This is a genomic window from Shimia sp. FJ5 (assembly GCF_032918335.1).
In the GTDB taxonomy this organism is placed as follows: Bacteria; Pseudomonadota; Alphaproteobacteria; order Rhodobacterales; family Rhodobacteraceae; genus Shimia; species Shimia aestuarii_A.
Window position 1 is genome coordinate 1 of record NZ_JAWJUV010000003.1, and the last position, 17,912, is coordinate 17,912.

Below are 17,912 nucleotides of genomic sequence, written 5' to 3' on the forward strand. Positions count from 1 at the left end.
TAAGAACCAAATAACAAATTTGTACCTCTCTGAATGATGAAATCAGAATCGCTTCAAGCGCTCCTGACACGGGGCGCTTTTTGCGTTTTCAGAGCCTTTCCAGACGCGTTTTCAGGAAAAACTGATCTCGACGGAGCCAAAATCTCCGAAATCAGCTGAGATTTGCGATCCGGGTGGGCATTCAATCGGGCGAATGAAGCTCCCGGCCAAGATGATATGTCCTGCTTCGATCTTCTGCCCGTATGCCGCCATGCGACGTGCAAGCCAGACGACGCTTTCCACAGGATCATTCAGCACACCGGCGCCGAGCCCTGTTTCTTCAACCTCGTTATTGCGGCTGACGATTGCGCCGATCCAGCGAAGATCAAGGGATGTGGGAGCAAAACGCTCTGTCCCGAGAACTACGCCGGCGTTTGCCGCGTTGTCGCTGATCGTGTCGAGCACGTTCCTAGACTGGCCTGTTGCGGGGTCTTTTCGAAGAATGCGCGTGTCGAGGATCTCAAGTGCAGGAGCAACCGCCTCGGTCGCCGCGAGGACGTCCTCACGCCCGATATCGTTTCCGGAGAGCGTGCCTTTCATAAGGAATGCGATCTCGGCTTCGATGCGCGGCTGAATGAAACGGCCAGCGGGCACGTCTTCACCTGATTGAAACAGCATGTGGTCAAAGAGAATGCCGCTGTCGGGAATATCGATCCCAAGAGCGTTCTGCATGGCTTTTGAGGTCAGGCCAATCTTCCAACCAATCACATCGCAACCAGCAGCACGTTTCTGAGCGTAGATTTCACCTTGGATCGCATAGGCATCATCCATGGTCATATTCGGATAACGTAAAGACAAGAGATCTATCTGGTGGCCGCTGGCTTCGGCCTTTAGCAAGTCGGTCGCAGCGCGTTGATGCTCTTCAGGCGTCATATCTCGTCCTCCACGCCATTGCGCAAGCAGCCTATGCCCTCGACCTTGATCTCAACCACATCCCCCGGTGCAAGGTAGCGCGGCGGATCGAAGCGCGCGCCGGCCCCGGTAGGCGTTCCTGTCACGATGATATCGCCAGGCATAAGGGTCATGAACGTCGAGATATAGGCGATCTCTTCCCGGATTGGGAACATCATATTGGCGAGGTGATCGTCTTGGCGAAGCTCTCCGTTGACCCAGGTCTGAAGCCGCGCCTCATCGAGTTGTGCGGGATCCTTGAACGGGACGAGCCATGGCCCCATTGCGCCAGAGTGGTCCCAGTTCTTGCCTTGAGTGACATTGAACTTCGCATGGCGCACCCAGTCTCGGATCGTGCCCTCGTTACAGAGTGTCAGAGCCGCGATGTGGTCATATGCATCCTTGGGGTTGATGCGCCGTCCAGCCTTGCCGATGACGATGGCGACTTCGCCCTCGTAGTCGAGTGTGTGGTTCTCGGGAGGGCGCACAAGATTCTGTTCGTGGCCGGTAAATCCGCTCGCGAAACGAGGGAATAGCGACATATGCTTCGGTTGTGCGCTCCCATCTTTGTACTCGGCATTGCGGTCCGGAAAGTTCACTCCGACGCACAGAATGCGTTTTGCATTGGGAAGGGGCGCGCTGTAGGTGAATGTCCCCGGTGCGTGCGTGCGCTCTGCGTCCTTCGCGGCGTCTTGAAGCGCACTCCATCCATTCGCCTCGATGGCATCGAGCAGGGTTGGCCATTGAGGGAAACTATGGCTCAGGTCTGAAAACCCGTCTTCCCGGATCACGCCATAGTGCTGTTGATCCTTTGCGGTAACTGTTGCGATTTGGATCATCATCTCTCCTTACACGCCGAGACGCGGAATATGGTGGTCACCCATCGCGAATCCGATGTGTTTTTGCTCCATGTAGAATTCGAAGGACCAATCGCCTCCGTCGCGTCCGATCCCGCTTGCTTTGACGCCGCCAAAGGGAGTCGGTAGGTGGCGAACGTTCTCGGAGTTTACCCAGATCATTCCGGCCTCAAGTCTATCCGAGAAGCGCAGTGCGCGGGTCAGGTCATTGGTCCAAAGGTATCCGGTGAGCCCATACGGTGTATCATTGGCGATGCGCAGCGCCTCGTCTTCGTCTTTGAACGCGATTGAAGTCAGGACCGGTCCAAATATCTCTTCGCGCGCGATCCGCATGTCGTTCTTTGCGTCCGTAAAGAGCGTGGGTGGAACGAAGTATCCATCGCTCTTTATTGGTGCGCCGCCCGCTGCGATGGTCGCGCCGTCTTCCTTTGCAATATCGAAATAGGACGTGACCTTTGCGAAATGCTCTTCCCCGATGAGTGGGCCAATGACGGTTTGTGGGTCAAGGGGATGCCCGACTTGGATCGCGTTGACGCGTTCGATCAATCGAGCTTCGAAGTCTTCTCGGATACTCTCCTGAACGAGTAGTCTTGACGAAGAGGTGCAGCGTTCACCGTTGATGGAGTAGATCATGAAGATCACCGCATCGAGGGCGCGGTCTAGGTCGGCGTCTTCAAAGACGATAACGGGGTTCTTTCCGCCCAGTTCAAGGTGCACACGCTTGAGCGTGTCGGCCCCCTGTTTTTGGATCAGGCTACCAGTACGGCTTTCACCGACGAAAGCAATGGCGCGAATATCTGGGTGCTCACAGAGGGCCTTACCAGCATCCTCGCCAAAGCCATTCACCATGTTCCAGACCCCTGGCGGAAGGCCGGCATCTTCTGCGATCTCGACAAGAAGGCGGGCCGAAAGAGGCGAGAGCTCAGCGGGCTTGTGCACAATCGTGCATCCCGCTGCCAAAGCGGGTGCGATCTTCCATGTCGAGAGCATGAAGGGCGTGTTCCAAGGTGTTATGACGCCGACCGGGCCGAGGGGCACACGGGTTGTGATATTCATCAGGGTCGGAGAGCGCAAGTTCTGCCCATCGCGCGCCGAGGTGACCTGATCTGCGAAGAACCGGAAGTTCTCAGCGCCGCGAATGGCGGCTTTGGACATGAAGCGCAGTGCTTGGCCGGTATCCCAGCACTCGCAAAGCGCTATTTCTTCGGCGCGGGCTTCGATGCCGTCCGCGATCTTGAGAAGGATTTTCTTCCGTTCGAGAGCGGGCATGTCGCGCCACGCTGGAAAGGCCTCTTGCGCGGCCTTGGCGGCGGCGTCGATATCTGTCGCGTCTCCTCGTGCGACGTCGCAAATCACGCTCTTGTCGACCGGCGAATGGGTCGTGAAGGTGCCACCCGAACCCGCGCAGTCCTTACCGGCGATCCTGTTTCGGATGCCAGAGACGCGAAAGCGTTCCAGATGCGTTGCCAGATTCTCGAGATTTTCTGCTAGGGTCGACATAAGGGTTTTCGCCTCTCCATGAAATTAGTTAATATGTTAAGTGATATTTCCGATTCCTGTCAACACTTCGGAAAGCACTGCTATCTCGTGGAGGGTTCGAGAGCTGCATGCTGGGATATGAATGAGGAGGCTGCGTTGCCACATTTCACGATAGAGTACTCCGCGAATCTTGACGGTGACCTAGATGTCGCCGCCTTCTGTGAGGTGATCCGGGCTGCGGCTGCAGAGATAGAGACCTTTCCGACAGCGGGTATTCGGGTCCGGGCGTTTCGCGCGGAGCATTTCGCCATCGCGGACGGGGATGGGAAACACGCCTTCATCGACATGTCGATCCGGTTGCGAGAGGGGAGGACGCAGGATGTCATGGAGGATGCGACGGCGCGGATATTCGCGGCGGCTGAGGCGTTCGTGGCTCCAATCATGGCACAACGGTCGCTTGCCTTGTCGCTTGAGATGCGGGAGATCAACGCCTCTCTGTCGCCGAAGACGGGAACCATTCGGGATCATATCTAAGAACCGTCAAAAGGCATATGCGCGACATCCCTTTCTGACGTAGATCAAAGCGCATGTCGGGGAAGGGGATAATGATCGTTCGTGGAAACGCCCTAGCAAGAGGCCCGGACCATGTTTCGCCTATCCCTTATTTTGCACCTTTTCATCGGCTCTACCATTGCCGGCAGCGCGATGATCGCTGCCCTCACGATGGGGTACGATACGTTGACCCCCGTCATGTGGTCGGCGATCGCAGGGTTTATCGTGTCTTTTCCGCTCTCCTATCTGGTCGCGAAAAAGCTTTACGAAACCGGCGCTTAAGCCGCATCTAGCCAAGCCTTCAACGTCTGAATGAATTCGCGGGGTTTTTCGGCGTGAAGCCAGTGCCCCGCGCCAATGATCTTTGCAAAGCGTGCGTTCGGGAAAAGAGTGCGGATGGTCGCGCGGTGCTCCGATTTGACATAGTCGGATTCGGCCCCGCTCAGGAACAGGGTGGGGCCTTCATAGATTCCCGTTGTACCAGGCCAGCCAATGATCTTTGGCATCTCCTTCTCTAGAACATCGAGGTTGAGGAGCCATTTCTTGGTCTCAATATCAAGGGACTGCGTAAAGAAGCTTCGCAGTGCGGCCTCGTTCACATGTGCCTCAAGGGCTTTCATCGCATCAGAGCGCTTTTCGATCTTGGCAAGGTCGACGGCTTTCATTGCGGCAATGTGCTGGCTCTGATCATGGCTATAGGCGACGGGTGCGATATCCGCGACGACGAGGCGATTGACCAACTCAGGACGCGTGAGGGCAAGGACCATCGCCGCCTTACCGCCCATTGAATGGCCAAGCACGTCCATTGGGCCGTCCTGCGCGGCGATCACTTCGGCGAGGTCGGCGGCCATGTCCTCGTAAGAATGCGTATCAAACCAAGGGCTTGCACCGTGATTGCGTTGATCGACCGCGATGACGCGGCGCGTTTGGGCCATGCGCTTGGAGATCGCCCCCCAGTTGCGTCCCGAGCCATAGAGGCCATGGACGATCAAAAGGTCGGGGAGGTCGGTGCGGGTTCCGTATTCGAGCGTGTTCAGCATGTATTGGAGATAGCAATTCGTCATCTCGCGCACCAGTCCTGTTGAGAGGTGCGAGTTGCTCGGCTAGGCTAGCGGATAGGAGGATTTGGTGTGATTGACCCCGCGGAGATTCAACGCAAAAACGCGGCGCTTGCAAAACTCGCGGGCAAGAAGTTCTCTTTTGAACCCAAAGGTTTGGGCCATGCAATGCGCAAGGTGGGGCGGCGTCTTCCTGCAAAGATGCACGCTCATGCGCGTGCTTTGGTTGAGGCAGAACAGAAAGCCGGGCACCCAAAGATCCGCATGCAGCTCAAGGCCGAACCCGTGGAAAAGGCCTATGAAGCTTTGCACGGCGCGCTCGAGGCGCTTGATCCGGCCGATATGCGAAAGGGATTGATCCTGTCGACGCTCGGCATGGTGTCATTTCATGTGATTGCTGTTTTCACGCTTCTGATCGTGGTCCTTGTTTGGCAAGGCTTTCTGTGAGGGGTGGGGTATAGGGCTCTGGCGAGAGAGCATCGCGCAAGACCAGAGTCACCGTCACAAAACTCACGTAGAGCAAGAGATACCACGAGCCCATTTTGGCAAAACTCACCATCTCGCCAGCGCTTTGCCCGGTATAGAGCCATATGCGGGTCATGGTTCCGATGTTCTCTGCAAACCAAAGGAAACCACTCGAAAGAAACGCAGCGAGGGGCAGAGGCATCCAGTATCGGTTCAGGCCGATATGGAACCAGATGCGGGTGCGTGCATAAAGGAGGACGGTGGCTGCAAAAAGCGCGATGCGGATGTCGGGCAGGTAGTGATGTGCGAAGAAATTCACGTAAATCGCGACGGCCAGCGCAACCGTTGCGGCGAAGGGCGGATAGGGCGCGAACCGCATATCAAAAAGCCGGATCACGCGCGCCATGAAGGAGCCGACAGAGGCATACATGAAGCCCGAGAAGAGCGGCACTCCCCAGAGTTTGAAGAGCCCGTCTCCAGGGTAGGCCCAGCTTCCGGCATTGACCTTGAAGATCTCCATGGCGGTGCCGGTGATGTGAAACAAAAGGATGACCCGTGCCTCGGCCCAGGATTCGAGGCGGAAGACCAGAAAGAGCCCCTGTAGCACCAGTGCGTAGATCAGAAGCGCATCATACCGCGCGATGGGCCAACCGTCATTCCAGATACGGTCTGTGGCCAGCATGGCGATCAACAAGAGGCCACCGAACAAGGCGGCCCATCCCTGCTTCAGAACGAACATGAACAGTTCAGCGACGGCGAAGGGTAAACGTGCGCGCATCCAGTCGCCCAGAGTGCGCTCAATCGGTAAAGACTTAATTTCCATCACAGAACAGAAGCCGGACGCGCCAAGAAAGTCCAGCATTTCTCGCGCAACACGGAACCGGGACAAAAAACAACCGCCGTCAATGTCTCAGACGGCGGTTGCAGAAGTGTTAAAGCCGCGCGCGAGGCGCGTGCGCGGACCCGATATCAGAGGTTCGGGTAAAGCGGGAACTTGGCGCAGAGGGCTGCGACTTTGTCCTTCACCGCTTCTTCGACCGCGTTGTTGCCGTCTTCACCGTTAGCGGCGAGACCATCCACGACTTCTACGATCATGTCGGCGATTTGGCGGAACTCATCCTCTCCGAAGCCGCGGGTCGTGCCTGCGGGGGTGCCGAGACGGATGCCCGAGGTGACCATCGGTTTTTCCGGGTCAAAGGGGATGCCGTTCTTGTTGCAGGTGATATGCGCGCGTCCCAAGGCCTTCTCGGTCGCGTTGCCTTTGACGCCCTTGGGGCGCAGGTCGACGAGCATCACGTGTGTGTCGGTGCCGCCGGTGACGATGTCGAGGCCGCCTTTCATGAGCTGATCGGCGAGGGCCACTGCGTTGGCGCGCACCTGCTTCTGGTAGGCCTTGAACTCGGGGCGCAGGGCTTCGCCAAAGGCCACGGCCTTACCGGCGATGACATGCATGAGCGGGCCACCCTGGATGCCGGGGAAGATCGCGGAGTTGACCTTTTTCGCGATCTCTTCGTTGTTGGTCACGATCATGCCGCCGCGCGGGCCGCGCAGGGTCTTGTGGGTCGTGGTGGTGGCAACGTCGGCGTAGGGGAAGGGCGAGGGGTGTTCGCCTGCCGCGACGAGACCAGCAAAGTGAGCCATGTCGACCATCAGGTAGGCGCCGACCGAATCCGCGATCTCACGGAACTTGGCAAAGTCGATCTGGCGCGGGATGGCCGAGCCGCCCGCGATGATGAGCTTCGGCTTGTGCTCGTTTGCAAGCTCTTGCACCTGGTCGTAGTCGAGCAGGCTGTCCTGTTTGCGCACACCGTATTGGATCGCGTTGAACCATTTGCCCGACTGGTTTGGTTTCGCACCGTGAGTCAGGTGGCCGCCAGCGTCGAGGGACATGCCGAGGATGGTGTCGCCGGGCTGCAGCAGGGCGGTGAAGACGCCTTGGTTCGCCTGCGAGCCGGAGTTGGGCTGGACGTTGGCGAAGTCACAACCAAAGAGCTCTTTGGCGCGGTCGATGGCGAGGTTCTCAGCCACATCGACGTATTGGCAACCGCCATAGTAGCGGCGGCCCGGATAGCCTTCGGCATACTTGTTGGTCATGACCGAGCCCTGCGCTTCCATTACGGCGGCAGAGACGATGTTTTCCGAGGCGATCAGCTCGATCTCGTCGCGCTGGCGACCGAGTTCGTCGGTGATTGAGCCGAAGAGTTCGGGGTCGCGCGAGGCGAGGGATTCAGTGAAAAAGCCGGGGTCGCGAGTCGCGGTCATTTGGCAGTGCTCCAGATCAGAGAATGTCAGATGCCGAGTTCCTAAAGGAAACACCCCTTGGATAAAAGGCCCTTAAGCGACTTGTGGGCTTGTCTCTGCGACGGGGCTGGTGCAGGGGGTGGAGTTGTGATTGCATCGGGTACAGGACGTGCCGGATCGGAAACAAAGGATCGGAGACATGGGCAGAACGATTGCCTTTGTGGCAAGCGAAGCAGCGGTAGCGCAGGTGGCGCGGGCCGCCCTTGTCGCGCGCTATGGAGATTGCGCCCCGGAAGAGGCCGATGTGATCGTGGCGCTTGGTGGGGATGGGTTCATGCTTCAGACGTTGCATGGCTCGATCGGAATCGATACGCCGGTCTATGGGATGAACCGTGGCACGGTCGGGTTCCTTATGAACGAATATGGCGAGACGGATCTGCTTGAGCGCCTTGCGGCTGCAGAGGAAGAGGTCATTAACCCGTTGCGCATGAAGGCGACCTGCGCGGATGGCACGGTCCATGAGGCTTTGGCGATCAACGAGGTTTCGCTTTTGCGGGCCGGTCCGCAGGCTGCGAAACTGCGGATCACGGTCGATGGGCGGCTGCGGATGGAGGCGCTCGTTTGTGACGGCGCGCTTCTGGCAACCCCTGCAGGATCAACAGCTTACAACTATTCTGCCCATGGGCCGATCCTGCCAATCGGGTCAGATGTGCTCGCCCTGACAGCGATTGCGCCGTTTCGACCGAGGCGCTGGCGCGGGGCGCTTTTGCCCAAGACGGCGCATGTGAGGTTTGATGTGATTGATGCGGTGAAGCGGCCGGTGATGGCGGATGCGGATAGCCGGTCGGTGGAGGATGTGGTGTCGGTCGAGATCCATTCCGAGCCGAGCGTGCGGCATCGCCTGCTGTTCGATCCGGGCCATGGGCTCGAGGAACGGCTGATCCGCGAGCAATTCGTCTAACCCCTTATTTTATTGGGCGCGGCCAGGGCCGCGCGCAGGATTTCTCGTCATCGGCCCCTTCTCAGGGGCCGCTGCCTGCGGACAGCCTCCGGCGGGGATATTTTTGGCAAGAGAAAGAGATAAAGGCTCCTTGGCGGGGGGAATCTCGGGTCGGTATCACGTCGGTATTGCGTCGGTATTCCGTCGGTGCGGTTTGGGTGAAAGTCGGGGTTAAGGGGGCGTACGCTCTTACCAAAACGTAAAAAGGCCCCGCGCGGGGGCGGGGCCTTTCTCAGGGGTGTGCTGCGGGTCAGTCCTTGGCGTAGCCGATGGTCTGAAGCGCTTCTTTGATCTCGTCGAGGATGGCCGGGTCGTCGATCGTCGCGGGCATCTTGAAGGCGGTGCCATCGGCGATGTTGACCATGGTGCCGCGCAGGATCTTGCCCGAGCGGGTTTTCGGCAGGCGATCCACCACCACGGCAAGTTTGAACGCGGCCACCGGGCCGATCTGATCGCGGACCATCTTGATCACGTCTTTGACCACGTCGTCATGGGCCTTGTCGGCACCTGCGTTGAGGCAGAGGAAGCCGACCGGCATTTGGCCCTTGAGTTGGTCCGTGACGCCGATCACGGCGCATTCGGCAACATCGGGGTGCGCGGCGAGCACTTCTTCCATGGCGCCGGTCGAGAGGCGGTGCCCTGCGACGTTGATGACGTCATCGGTGCGGGCCATGATGTAGACGTAGCCGTCCTCGTCCATCATGCCTGCATCGCCCGTCTCGTAGTAGCCGGGGAAATGCGACAGGTAGGATTTCTTGAACCGCTCTTCGGCGTTCCAGAGGTTCGGCAGGGTGCCCGGCGGCAGCGGCAGCTTGATCGCGATGGCGCCGAGTTCGCCTGCTTTCATCGGGTGGCCGCCTTCGTCGAGGATTTCGACCTCGTAGCCGGGCATCGGCACGGTGGGCGAGCCGAGCTTGATTGGCAACTCTTCAATACCAATCGGGTTCGCGGCAATGGCCCAGCCGGTTTCGGTCTGCCACCAGTGATCGACCACCGGCACGCCGAGTTGTTCCTGCGCCCAGACGATGGTGTCGGGATCGGCGCGTTCACCGGCGAGATAGACCGTCTTGAGGCCAGAAAGGTCATATTTCTTGACGAACTCGCCTTTGGGGTCTTCGCGTTTCACAGCGCGGAAGGCGGTCGGGGCGGTGAAGAAGCTTTTGACGTTATGCTCGGAGATCACGCGCCAGAAGGTGCCTGCGTCGGGGGTGCCGACGGGTTTGCCTTCGAAGACGATCGTGGTGTTGCCGTGGATCAACGGCGCGTAGCAGATATAGGAGTGGCCCACGACCCAGCCCACGTCCGAGGCGGCCCAGAACACATCGCCGGGATCGACATTGTAGATGTTCTTCATGGTCCAGTTCAGCGCCACGAGTTGGCCCGCCGTGTGACGAATGACGCCCTTGGGCTGGCCGGTGGTGCCGGAGGTGTAGAGGATATAGGCGGGGTGATTGCCTTCGACCGGGACACATTCCGCCGGTTCCACACCGTATTGGAAACCGTGCCAGTTGTAGTCGCGACCCTCGACCAGTTCCGCGACTTCTTGTTCGCGTTGGAAGATCACGCAGAAATCGGGCTTGTGTGTGGATTGGTCGATGGCAGCATCGAGCAGCGGTTTGTAATGCACGACACGGCCCGGCTCGACCCCGCAGGAGGCGGCGATGATGGCCTTGGGCTTGGCATCGTCGATACGCACGGCGAGTTCGTGCGCGGCGAACCCGCCAAAGACAACAGAGTGCACCGCGCCAAGGCGGGCGCAGGCGAGCATCGCCTCGAGCGCTTCGGGCACCATCGGCATGTAGATGATGACGCGATCGCCCTTCTCAACACCCTTGGCGCGCAGGGCCCCGGCGAGCATGGCGACACGGTTGCGCAGCTCGACATAGGAGATTTCGCGTTTGGTATGGGTGATCGGGCTGTCGTAGATGATTGCGGTCTGTTCACCGCGGCCATTTTCGACATGGCGGTCGACCGCATTGTAGCAGGTGTTGACCTTGGCGTCGGCGAACCATTCATAGAGGTGATCGCCCTTGTCGAAGAGAGCCTTCGAGGGGGCTTCGTCCCAATCGATCGCCTTGGCCGCGTCCATCCAGAACCCTTCCGGGTCTGTCTTCCAGGCGGCGTATACGTCTTTGTATGCCATGGTGTTCTCCTCCAAATACGTTGCAAAGGTGTTACGGGAGGGGAGTGGTTTGCGGCAAGTGCCTTTCGCGACGTCGCGTCAGATTATCGCGAATGTTTTGCAGTTTGGCGATTTTCTGCCTTGCAAATTTTGCAAACCCCGCCGGGAAGGGCGGGATATGCTGGAAATTTCGAGGATTTTGCAAAACTGCAAAGAGGCGGGCTGCAAAACCCGTCTCCGGGGTGTGCCTTTGGATCAGCCGTAATGGGCAACCGGAGTCCCGGCGATGGCGGCCATGTTGAGGAGGCCGCGCGCTGTGATGCCGGGAGTGACCACGTGGGCGCGGTTGCCCATGCCCATCAGGATCGGTCCGACCTCGAGTCCGTCGGCGCGCATCTTGAGGATGTTGCGCACGCCCGAGGCGGCGTCGGCATGGGCGAAAACGAGCACGTTGGCCTGACCTTCCATGCGTGAGGCAGGGAAGACCCGGGCGCGCAACTCGGGGTCGAGAGCGACGTCGACCGGCATCTCGCCCTCATAGGTGAAGTCGCGGGGACGTGAGTCGAGGATGGCAATCGCGTCGCGCAGGCGGCGGCCCGATCCTTCGGCTTGGTTGCCAAACTGGGATTGCGAGCAGAGCGCGATATTCGGCTCGATGCCAAAGCGGCGCACGTGGCGGGCGGCACCGAGGATAATCTCGGCGAGCTGTTCCGGGGTCGGCAGTTGATGCACGTGGGTGTCGGCGATGAAGAGCGGGCCGTCCTCGAGGATCATCAGCGAGAGCGCGCCATGGGGGCGCAGGTCGCCCGCGCCGAGCACCTGATTGATGTAGCTCAGGTGCCAGCGGTATTCGCCGAACGTGCCGCAGATGAGGCTGTCGGCCTCGCCACGATGCACGGCAACGGCGCCAATGGCCGTGGTGTTGGTGCGCATGATGGCCTTGGCGAGATCCGGGGTCACGCCGCGGCGCTGCATGATCTCGTGGTAGGAGGTCCAGTAGTCGCGGTAGCGCGGGTCGTTCTCGGGGTTGACGATCTGGACATCCTTGTCGGGGCGGATGTCGAGGCCGATCCGTTCGCAGCGGGCTTCGATGACCTCGGGGCGGCCGATGAGGATTGGGGTCTCGGTGGTTTCCTCGAGGATCGCCTGAGCCGCGCGCAACACGCGTTCGTCTTCGCCCTCGGCAAAGATGATGCGGCGGGAGGCGGCGGTGGCGGATTGGAAGACGGGGCGCATGAGGAGCGCGGATTTGAACACCGATTGGTTGAGGCGGGCCTTGTAGGCTTCGATGTCGTCAATCGGGCGTGTCGCAACGCCAGAGGTCATGGCGGCGCTGGCCACGGCGGCGGAGACCACTCCGACGAGGCGGGGGTCGAAGGGTTTGGGGATGAGGTAGTCGGCGCCGAAGGTCAGGTCTTCGCCCTTGTAGGCTGCTGCGGCCTCGGCGCTTGTTGTGGCGCGGGCAAGCTCGGCAATGCCCGCGACGCAGGCGAGGGACATGGCGTCGTTGATCTCGGTCGCGCCGACGTCGAGCGCGCCACGGAAGATGAAGGGGAAGCAGAGGACGTTGTTGACCTGGTTCGGGAAGTCGCTCCGGCCGGTGGCGATGATCGCGTCGGGGGCAACGGAACGGGCGAGGTCGGGCATGATCTCGGGTGTGGGGTTCGCGAGGGCAAAGATGATCGGGCGGTCGGTCATCTTGGCAACGTGGTCGGGCGTGAGGACGCCGGGACCGGAGAGACCGAGGAAGAGGTCCGCGCCGTCGATCACGTCATCGAGCGTGCGCAGGTCGGTCTTTTGCGCGAAGGCGGCCTTTTGCGGGTTCATATCCTCTCTGCGGCCTTCGTAGACGAGGCCATGAATGTCGCAGAGCCAGACATTCTCGCGCTTGACGCCGAGTTTCAGGAGCATGTTCAGGCAGGCGATGCCTGCTGCGCCGCCGCCGGTGGAGACGATCTTGATGTCCTCGAAGGACTTGCCCGCGACACGAAGCGCGTTGGTGGCTGCCGCGCCGACGACAATCGCGGTGCCGTGCTGGTCGTCATGAAAGACGGGGATGTTCATGCGTTCGCGGCAGATTTGCTCGACGATGAAACAGTCGGGGGCCTTGATGTCCTCGAGGTTGATCGCGCCGAAAGTCGGACCAAGGGCGCAGACGATATCGGCGAGTTTCTCGGGGTCGCTTTCATCCACCTCGATGTCGAAACAATCAATATTGGCGAATTTCTTGAAAAGAACGGCCTTGCCTTCCATCACCGGCTTGGAGGCCAGCGCGCCGATATTGCCAAGGCCGAGCACGGCGGTGCCGTTGGAAACCACGGCGACAAGGTTGCCACGTGCGGTATAGCGGGAGGCGTTGGCGGGGTCGTCCTTGATCTCGAGGCAGGCTTCGGCGACGCCGGGCGAATAGGCGCGCGAGAGATCGCGGCCATTGGCCAAGGGCTTGGTCGCACGAATCTCGAGTTTTCCTGGTTTGGGGTGTTCGTGATAGAAAAGGGCCGCCTGACGCAGGCTCTCCTTGGTTGTGTCCGACATGTCTCCGCCTCCTGAGTCTCTATAGTTTAGCCTTAAACTATTTTTCCGCGGGTGGAAATGGGCGGTTTCCAGCCGCGGCGTGGCCTTGCAAATTCCGGCGCATCGCCGCAGTCTCTCGGCAGTGGTTTCAACAGTTGGGAGAGGGTGCCATGAGTCTTGAGAAAGCGGCGCGGGATGTGCGCGAGAACGCCTATGCGCCCTATTCCGATTTTCAGGTCGGCGCAGCGATCCGAAGCGAAAGCGGTGCGGTCTTTGCGGGCTGCAATGTCGAGAATGTCGCGTATCCGCAAGGCACCTGTGCCGAGGCCGGGGCGATTGCGGCTATGGTGGCCTCAGGGGAAACCCGGCTAACAGAGGTTTATGTTATTGCCGACAGCCCGCATCCCGTCACGCCCTGTGGTGGGTGTCGTCAGAAGTTGGCGGAGTTCGGCACCGGCGAAGTCGTGGTGACGATGGCCACCCTTGAAGGCGTCGAAGAGCGCATGACCTTGGCAGAATTGCTGCCGGGTGCGTTCGGGCAGCATCATCTTGGGGACCAACAGGGCTGATCCGGGGATGGATGCGCGCGAGATCATAGCCTCCCTGCGTCGGGGCGAGGCACCAGGCGCGGCAGCGCTACGTTGGTTCGCTCAGGGGCTGGCGGATGGCACGGTGAGCGATGCACAGGCCGGCGCTTTTGCGATGGGCGTTTGCCTGCGGGGGCTGAGCGAAGGCGAGCGCGTGGCCCTGACCGAGGCAATGCGCGATAGCGGGCAACGCATGGATTGGAACCTGCCGGGGCCGGTTCTCGACAAACACTCAACGGGCGGCGTTGGCGATTGCGTGAGTCTCGTCCTTGCGCCGGCTCTGGCGGCTTGTGGTGCCTATGTGCCGATGATTTCGGGGCGGGGGCTTGGCCATACGGGTGGCACGCTCGACAAGATGGAGGCGATCCCCGGCCTCGTCACAGGGGTCAGCGAAGACCGGTTCCGCGCCATTGTGGGCGAGGTCGGGTGCGCCATTGTGAGCGCGACCGCGGATTTGGCCCCGGCGGACAAGCGGCTATACGCGGTGCGCGATGTGACGGCGACGGTCGAAAGCGTGGACCTCATTACGGCGTCGATCCTATCAAAGAAACTTGCGGCGGGGCTTGAGGGCTTGGTTCTCGACGTCAAATGCGGCTCGGGTGCATTCATGAAAACAGCTGACGAGGCGCGGGCGCTGGCCGAAGCCTTGGTCGCGACGGCGAATGGCGCGGGCTGTGCGACGCGGGCGGTGATTTCCGACATGAACGAGCCCCTTGCGCCGAGCCTTGGCAATGCGCTCGAGGTGGCCGAAAGCATGGAAGTCTTGTGCGAGGGCAAGCCGGGGCGGTTGCGCGATCTAACGGTGGTGCTTGGCGGAACGCTTCTTGAGCAGGGCGGGTTGGCCAAAGATGAAGAGTCTGGCGTGGCAAAGATGGCGGCGGCGCTTGAGAGCGGCGCGGCGGCGGAAAGGTTCGCACAGATGGTCGCGTTGATGGGTGGCCCGCTACGGTTTGCCGAGGATTGGCGGCGCTTCCTGCCGGAGGCGACGGTGATCCGCGAGGTGGTCGCGCCAGAGGCCGGTTTTGTCACGGCGATGGATGGCGAGGCGCTTGGGCTTGCGGTTGTGCGCCTTGGCGGGGGACGGCAGGTCGAGAGCGACGTGGTTGATCCGGCGGTCGGGATTTCAGACATGGTTCGCCTTGGGGCAAAGGTTGAGAAGGGCGCGCCGCTTTGCCGGGTGCATGCTGCGCGCGAGGAGGCCGCGGGCAGAGCCGCAGCGGCGGTATTGAGCGCGATCACCATCGGGGAAGAGGCGCCGGATGCGCAGGCGTTGATCCACGAAAGGATCGGCTGATGGCGCGGGCGTTTCTTGTCGTGATGGATAGCGTCGGGATCGGCGGCGCGCCGGACGCGGCGCGGTTTGCCAGCGGTGGTGTGCCGGATACCGGGGCGAACACACTTGGCCATATCGCCGAATGGTGCGCGCGGGAGCGTCCGGAGGGGCCGCTTCGCCTACCCGTCCTTGATCGTTTGGGGCTTGGCGCGGCGCTACGGCTGGCCAGCGGTCTGGAGGCGCCGGGGTTCGGGGTCGAGCCGGAGGGCCTTTGGGGCGCGGCGACCGAACGAGGGCCGGGCAAGGATACGCCCTCGGGGCATTGGGAATTGGCGGGGCTTCAGGTGCCGTGGGATTGGACCTATTTCCCCGAGACCGAGCCGTGTTTCCCAGAGGATATCATCGCGACGGTCTGTGAGGTGGCGGGTGTCGAGGGGGTGCTTGGCAATTGCCATGCGTCCGGCACGGAGATCATCGCGCGGCTCGGGGAGGAGCATATGCGCTCGGGCCAGCCGATCTGCTATACCAGCGCCGACAGCGTGTTCCAGATCGCGGCGCATGAAGAGCGGTTCGGATTGGAGCGGCTCTTGCGGCTTTGTGAAGAGATCGCGCCGATGCTGCATGCGCGCAGGGTTGGTCGGGTCATTGCGCGGCCCTTCGTGGGAAGCGCCAAAGAGGGGTTCACGCGCACGACCAACCGGAGGGACTATGCCGTGACGCCACCTGCGCCGGTCCTGCCCGATTGGGTCGCGGCGGCGGGGCGCGAGGTCTATGGGATTGGCAAGATCGGAGATATCTTTTCGATGCGGGGCATCTCGACCTGTGCCAAGGGAAGCGATGCGGCGCTTATGCGGGCGCTGGGCGAACGGGTCGAGGGGGCCGAGGACGGGAGCCTCACATTCGCGAATTTTGTCGAGTTTGACAGCCTCTATGGCCATCGGCGCGATCCGGCGGGCTATGCGGCGGCGCTTGAATGGTTCGATGGAGAGATCGGCACCGTGATTGAGGGGCTGCGTGAGGGCGACATGCTTCTCCTGAGCGCCGATCACGGCAATGATCCGACATGGGCCGGGACAGAGCATACGCGGGAGCGGGTGCCGGTCCTGTGTGCAGGGGGGGGCGCGGGGGCGCTGGGCCTGTTGGATTTCGCGGATGTGGCGGCGAGCGTGGCGGCGCATCTCGGCATTGAGGCGCGTGGTGAGGGGCGCTCGTTCCTATGAAGGATTTGCCCAAGGTCGAACTGCATCTGCATCACGAAGGCGCGGCCCCGCCGGACTTTATTCGGCGCTTGGCCGGGGAGCGGCATGTGGACCTGTCGCAGGCGTTTGACGCGCGTGGCGGCTATGCGTTCAAGGGGTTCCAGCATTTCTTGCAGGTCTATGAGGCGGCGACCAGTGTGCTCAAGACCCCAGAGGACTATGCGCGGCTCACAGCGGCGGTTCTTGAGGACCGGGCGGCGGAAGGTGTTGTCTATTGCGAGACATTCCTCAGTCCGGATTTCTGTGGTGGCGGCGATGTGGGGGCGTGGCGCGACTACTTGGCGGCCATCGTCGAGGCCGCGCGGGCGGCAGAGGCGCGGCATGGTATCTTGTGGCGTGGCGTGGTGACGGCGGTGCGCCATTTCGGCCCTGATCCAGCCAAGCGGGCTAGCCTATGTGCGGCAGAGACGGTGGGCGACTGGATCACCGGGTTCGGCATGGGCGGGGACGAGACCAAGGGGCAACAGGGCGATTTCGCCTGGGCCTTTGATCAGGCGCGAGAAGCGGGGCTTTGCCTAACGACCCACGCGGGCGAATTTGGCGGACCGGAAAGCGTCTGGCAGGCGTTGCGAGATCTCAACGTGGACCGGATCGGGCATGGCGTGCGGGCCATTGAGGATGCGCGGCTCGTCAGGGAACTGGCGGCACGTCAGATCACGCTCGAAGTATGTCCGGGATCGAATGTGGCGCTGGGCCTGTACAAGGACTTTGCCGCCCATCCGATTGCCAGACTGCGCGAGGCGGGCGTCAAAATCACGGTTTCGACGGATGACCCGCCGTTTTTCCATACCAATCTGGTGCGGGAATATGACATGTTGGCCGAAAGCTTTGGTTGGGACGAATCCGATTTTCGCGCCCTTAATGAAACCGCTGCCGAAGCTGCCTTTTGCGACGCCGAGACGCGGGCGCGGATACATAAGAAACTGGAGAAAACCTGATGGATCACCTGACCGTCGTCGACCACCCGCTCGTACAGCACAAGCTTACCATCATGCGCCAGACCGATACTTCGACGGGCGAATTCCGTCGCCTGCTGCGCGAGATCAGCCAGCTTCTGGCCTATGAGGTGACGCGCGAGTTGCCGATGACGACCAAGCGGATCAACACGCCGATGCAGGAAATGGACGCTCCGGTTCTCGCGGGGCGTAAGCTCGCGCTGGTGTCGATCCTGCGGGCGGGCAATGGTCTTCTCGACGGAATGCTCGAACTGATCCCTTCGGCGCGGGTCGGGTTCGTCGGGCTCTACCGCGATGAAGAGACGCTTGAGCCGGTGCAGTATTACTTCAAGGCTCCGAGCGAGTTGGACGAGCGCCTTGTGATCGCGGTCGATCCGATGCTGGCGACCGGGAATTCCTCGGCGGCGGCAATTGACCTTTTGAAGGAACAGGGCGCGAAAGATATCCGGTTCCTCTGTCTTCTCGCAGCACCCGAGGGGGTTGCGCGAATGAAGGAAGCGCATCCGGATGTGCCGATCGTGACCGCCTCGCTTGATGAGCGGCTGAACGAAAAAGGCTATATCCTGCCGGGGCTTGGCGATGCGGGCGACCGAATGTTTGGCACCAAGTAGGCCCAAAG

At 61.0% G+C, this 17,912-nt stretch carries 17 protein-coding genes; 9 read left to right on the plus strand and 8 right to left on the minus strand.

Annotation, left to right across the window (positions count from 1 at the left end; all coding sequences use genetic code 11):
• Positions 1–111: 111 nt before the first annotated feature.
• From hpaH to hpaE, 3 genes are read right to left on the minus strand one after another with little or no spacing between them, the layout of a single operon-like run.
• A complete protein-coding gene (gene hpaH / locus R1W01_RS10645) occupies positions 112–912 on the minus strand; it encodes a 2-oxo-hept-4-ene-1,7-dioate hydratase (protein ID WP_297756660.1) in 801 nt (266 codons plus the stop codon).
• Positions 909–1,766: a fumarylacetoacetate hydrolase family protein gene (locus R1W01_RS10650; RefSeq protein ID WP_297756663.1), complete on the minus strand. Its 858-nt coding sequence runs from the start codon at positions 1,764–1,766 to the stop codon at positions 909–911. Before R1W01_RS10650 ends, hpaH begins: the two co-directional genes overlap by 4 nt.
• Positions 1,767–1,778: 12 nt before the next feature.
• Positions 1,779–3,287, minus strand: coding sequence for a 5-carboxymethyl-2-hydroxymuconate semialdehyde dehydrogenase (hpaE, locus tag R1W01_RS10655; RefSeq protein ID WP_297756659.1), 1,509 nt, complete (start codon positions 3,285–3,287; stop codon positions 1,779–1,781).
• A 135-nt stretch (positions 3,288–3,422) separates the two neighbouring features.
• Here hpaE and R1W01_RS10660 point away from each other — a divergent pair, with 135 nt between their 5' ends.
• A complete protein-coding gene (locus R1W01_RS10660) occupies positions 3,423–3,800 on the plus strand; it encodes a 5-carboxymethyl-2-hydroxymuconate isomerase (protein ID WP_297756658.1) in 378 nt (125 codons plus the stop codon).
• A 111-nt stretch (positions 3,801–3,911) separates the two neighbouring features.
• Positions 3,912–4,100 (plus strand): DUF4229 domain-containing protein, encoded by a 189-nt coding sequence (locus tag R1W01_RS10665; RefSeq protein ID WP_243612220.1) that lies wholly within the window; start codon positions 3,912–3,914, stop codon positions 4,098–4,100.
• On the opposite strand, the gene R1W01_RS10670 is transcribed toward R1W01_RS10665, so the two are convergent.
• Positions 4,097–4,858 (minus strand): alpha/beta fold hydrolase, encoded by a 762-nt coding sequence (locus R1W01_RS10670; RefSeq protein ID WP_297756657.1) that lies wholly within the window; start codon positions 4,856–4,858, stop codon positions 4,097–4,099. The two genes, R1W01_RS10665 and R1W01_RS10670, sit on opposite strands and share 4 nt — an antisense overlap.
• A 90-nt stretch (positions 4,859–4,948) precedes the next feature.
• Between R1W01_RS10670 and R1W01_RS10675 the strand changes: the two genes are divergently transcribed.
• Entirely contained in the window at positions 4,949–5,323 is a 375-nt protein-coding gene (locus R1W01_RS10675) for a hypothetical protein (RefSeq protein ID WP_297756656.1), read from the plus strand.
• On the opposite strand, the gene R1W01_RS10680 is transcribed toward R1W01_RS10675, so the two are convergent.
• A complete protein-coding gene (locus tag R1W01_RS10680) occupies positions 5,280–6,119 on the minus strand; it encodes a DUF817 domain-containing protein (protein ID WP_297756662.1) in 840 nt (279 codons plus the stop codon). The genes R1W01_RS10675 and R1W01_RS10680 overlap by 44 nt on opposite strands.
• Before the next feature lie 191 nt (positions 6,120–6,310).
• Entirely contained in the window at positions 6,311–7,603 is a 1,293-nt protein-coding gene (gene glyA, locus R1W01_RS10685) for a serine hydroxymethyltransferase (protein WP_297756655.1), read from the minus strand.
• A 178-nt stretch (positions 7,604–7,781) separates the two neighbouring features.
• On the opposite strand from glyA, the gene R1W01_RS10690 reads away from it, so the two are divergent.
• Positions 7,782–8,543: an NAD kinase gene (locus R1W01_RS10690; RefSeq protein ID WP_243612217.1), complete on the plus strand. Its 762-nt coding sequence runs from the start codon at positions 7,782–7,784 to the stop codon at positions 8,541–8,543.
• A gap of 289 nt (positions 8,544–8,832) precedes the next feature.
• On the opposite strand, the gene prpE is transcribed toward R1W01_RS10690, so the two are convergent.
• Both prpE and R1W01_RS10700 read right to left on the minus strand, forming a co-directional pair.
• Positions 8,833–10,725, minus strand: coding sequence for a propionate-CoA ligase PrpE (gene prpE, locus R1W01_RS10695; RefSeq protein ID WP_297756654.1), 1,893 nt, complete (start codon positions 10,723–10,725; stop codon positions 8,833–8,835).
• A gap of 234 nt (positions 10,726–10,959) precedes the next feature.
• Positions 10,960–13,239 (minus strand): NADP-dependent malic enzyme, encoded by a 2,280-nt coding sequence (locus R1W01_RS10700; protein ID WP_243612215.1) that lies wholly within the window; start codon positions 13,237–13,239, stop codon positions 10,960–10,962.
• Positions 13,240–13,388: 149 nt separating this feature from the next.
• Here R1W01_RS10700 and R1W01_RS10705 point away from each other — a divergent pair, with 149 nt between their 5' ends.
• Genes R1W01_RS10705 through upp form a run of 5 tightly spaced genes read left to right on the plus strand, consistent with a single transcriptional unit; the run spans position 13,389 to position 17,904 of the window.
• A complete protein-coding gene (locus R1W01_RS10705; RefSeq protein ID WP_297756653.1) occupies positions 13,389–13,787 on the plus strand; it encodes a cytidine deaminase in 399 nt (132 codons plus the stop codon).
• Between the two features lie 7 nt (positions 13,788–13,794).
• Positions 13,795–15,099: a thymidine phosphorylase gene (locus R1W01_RS10710; protein ID WP_297756661.1), complete on the plus strand. Its 1,305-nt coding sequence runs from the start codon at positions 13,795–13,797 to the stop codon at positions 15,097–15,099.
• Positions 15,099–16,298 (plus strand): phosphopentomutase, encoded by a 1,200-nt coding sequence (locus tag R1W01_RS10715; protein ID WP_297756652.1) that lies wholly within the window; start codon positions 15,099–15,101, stop codon positions 16,296–16,298. Before R1W01_RS10710 ends, R1W01_RS10715 begins: the two co-directional genes overlap by 1 nt.
• Positions 16,295–17,275, plus strand: a complete 981-nt coding sequence (locus R1W01_RS10720) for an adenosine deaminase (RefSeq protein WP_297756651.1) — start codon at positions 16,295–16,297, stop codon at positions 17,273–17,275. The genes R1W01_RS10715 and R1W01_RS10720 overlap by 4 nt, the downstream gene beginning before the upstream one ends.
• The gene (upp, locus tag R1W01_RS10725; protein WP_243612226.1) at positions 17,272–17,904 is read left to right on the plus strand and encodes a uracil phosphoribosyltransferase; all 633 of its coding nucleotides are present in this window, start codon (positions 17,272–17,274) and stop codon (positions 17,902–17,904) included. Before R1W01_RS10720 ends, upp begins: the two co-directional genes overlap by 4 nt.
• The last annotated feature ends 8 nt before the right edge of the window (positions 17,905–17,912 follow it).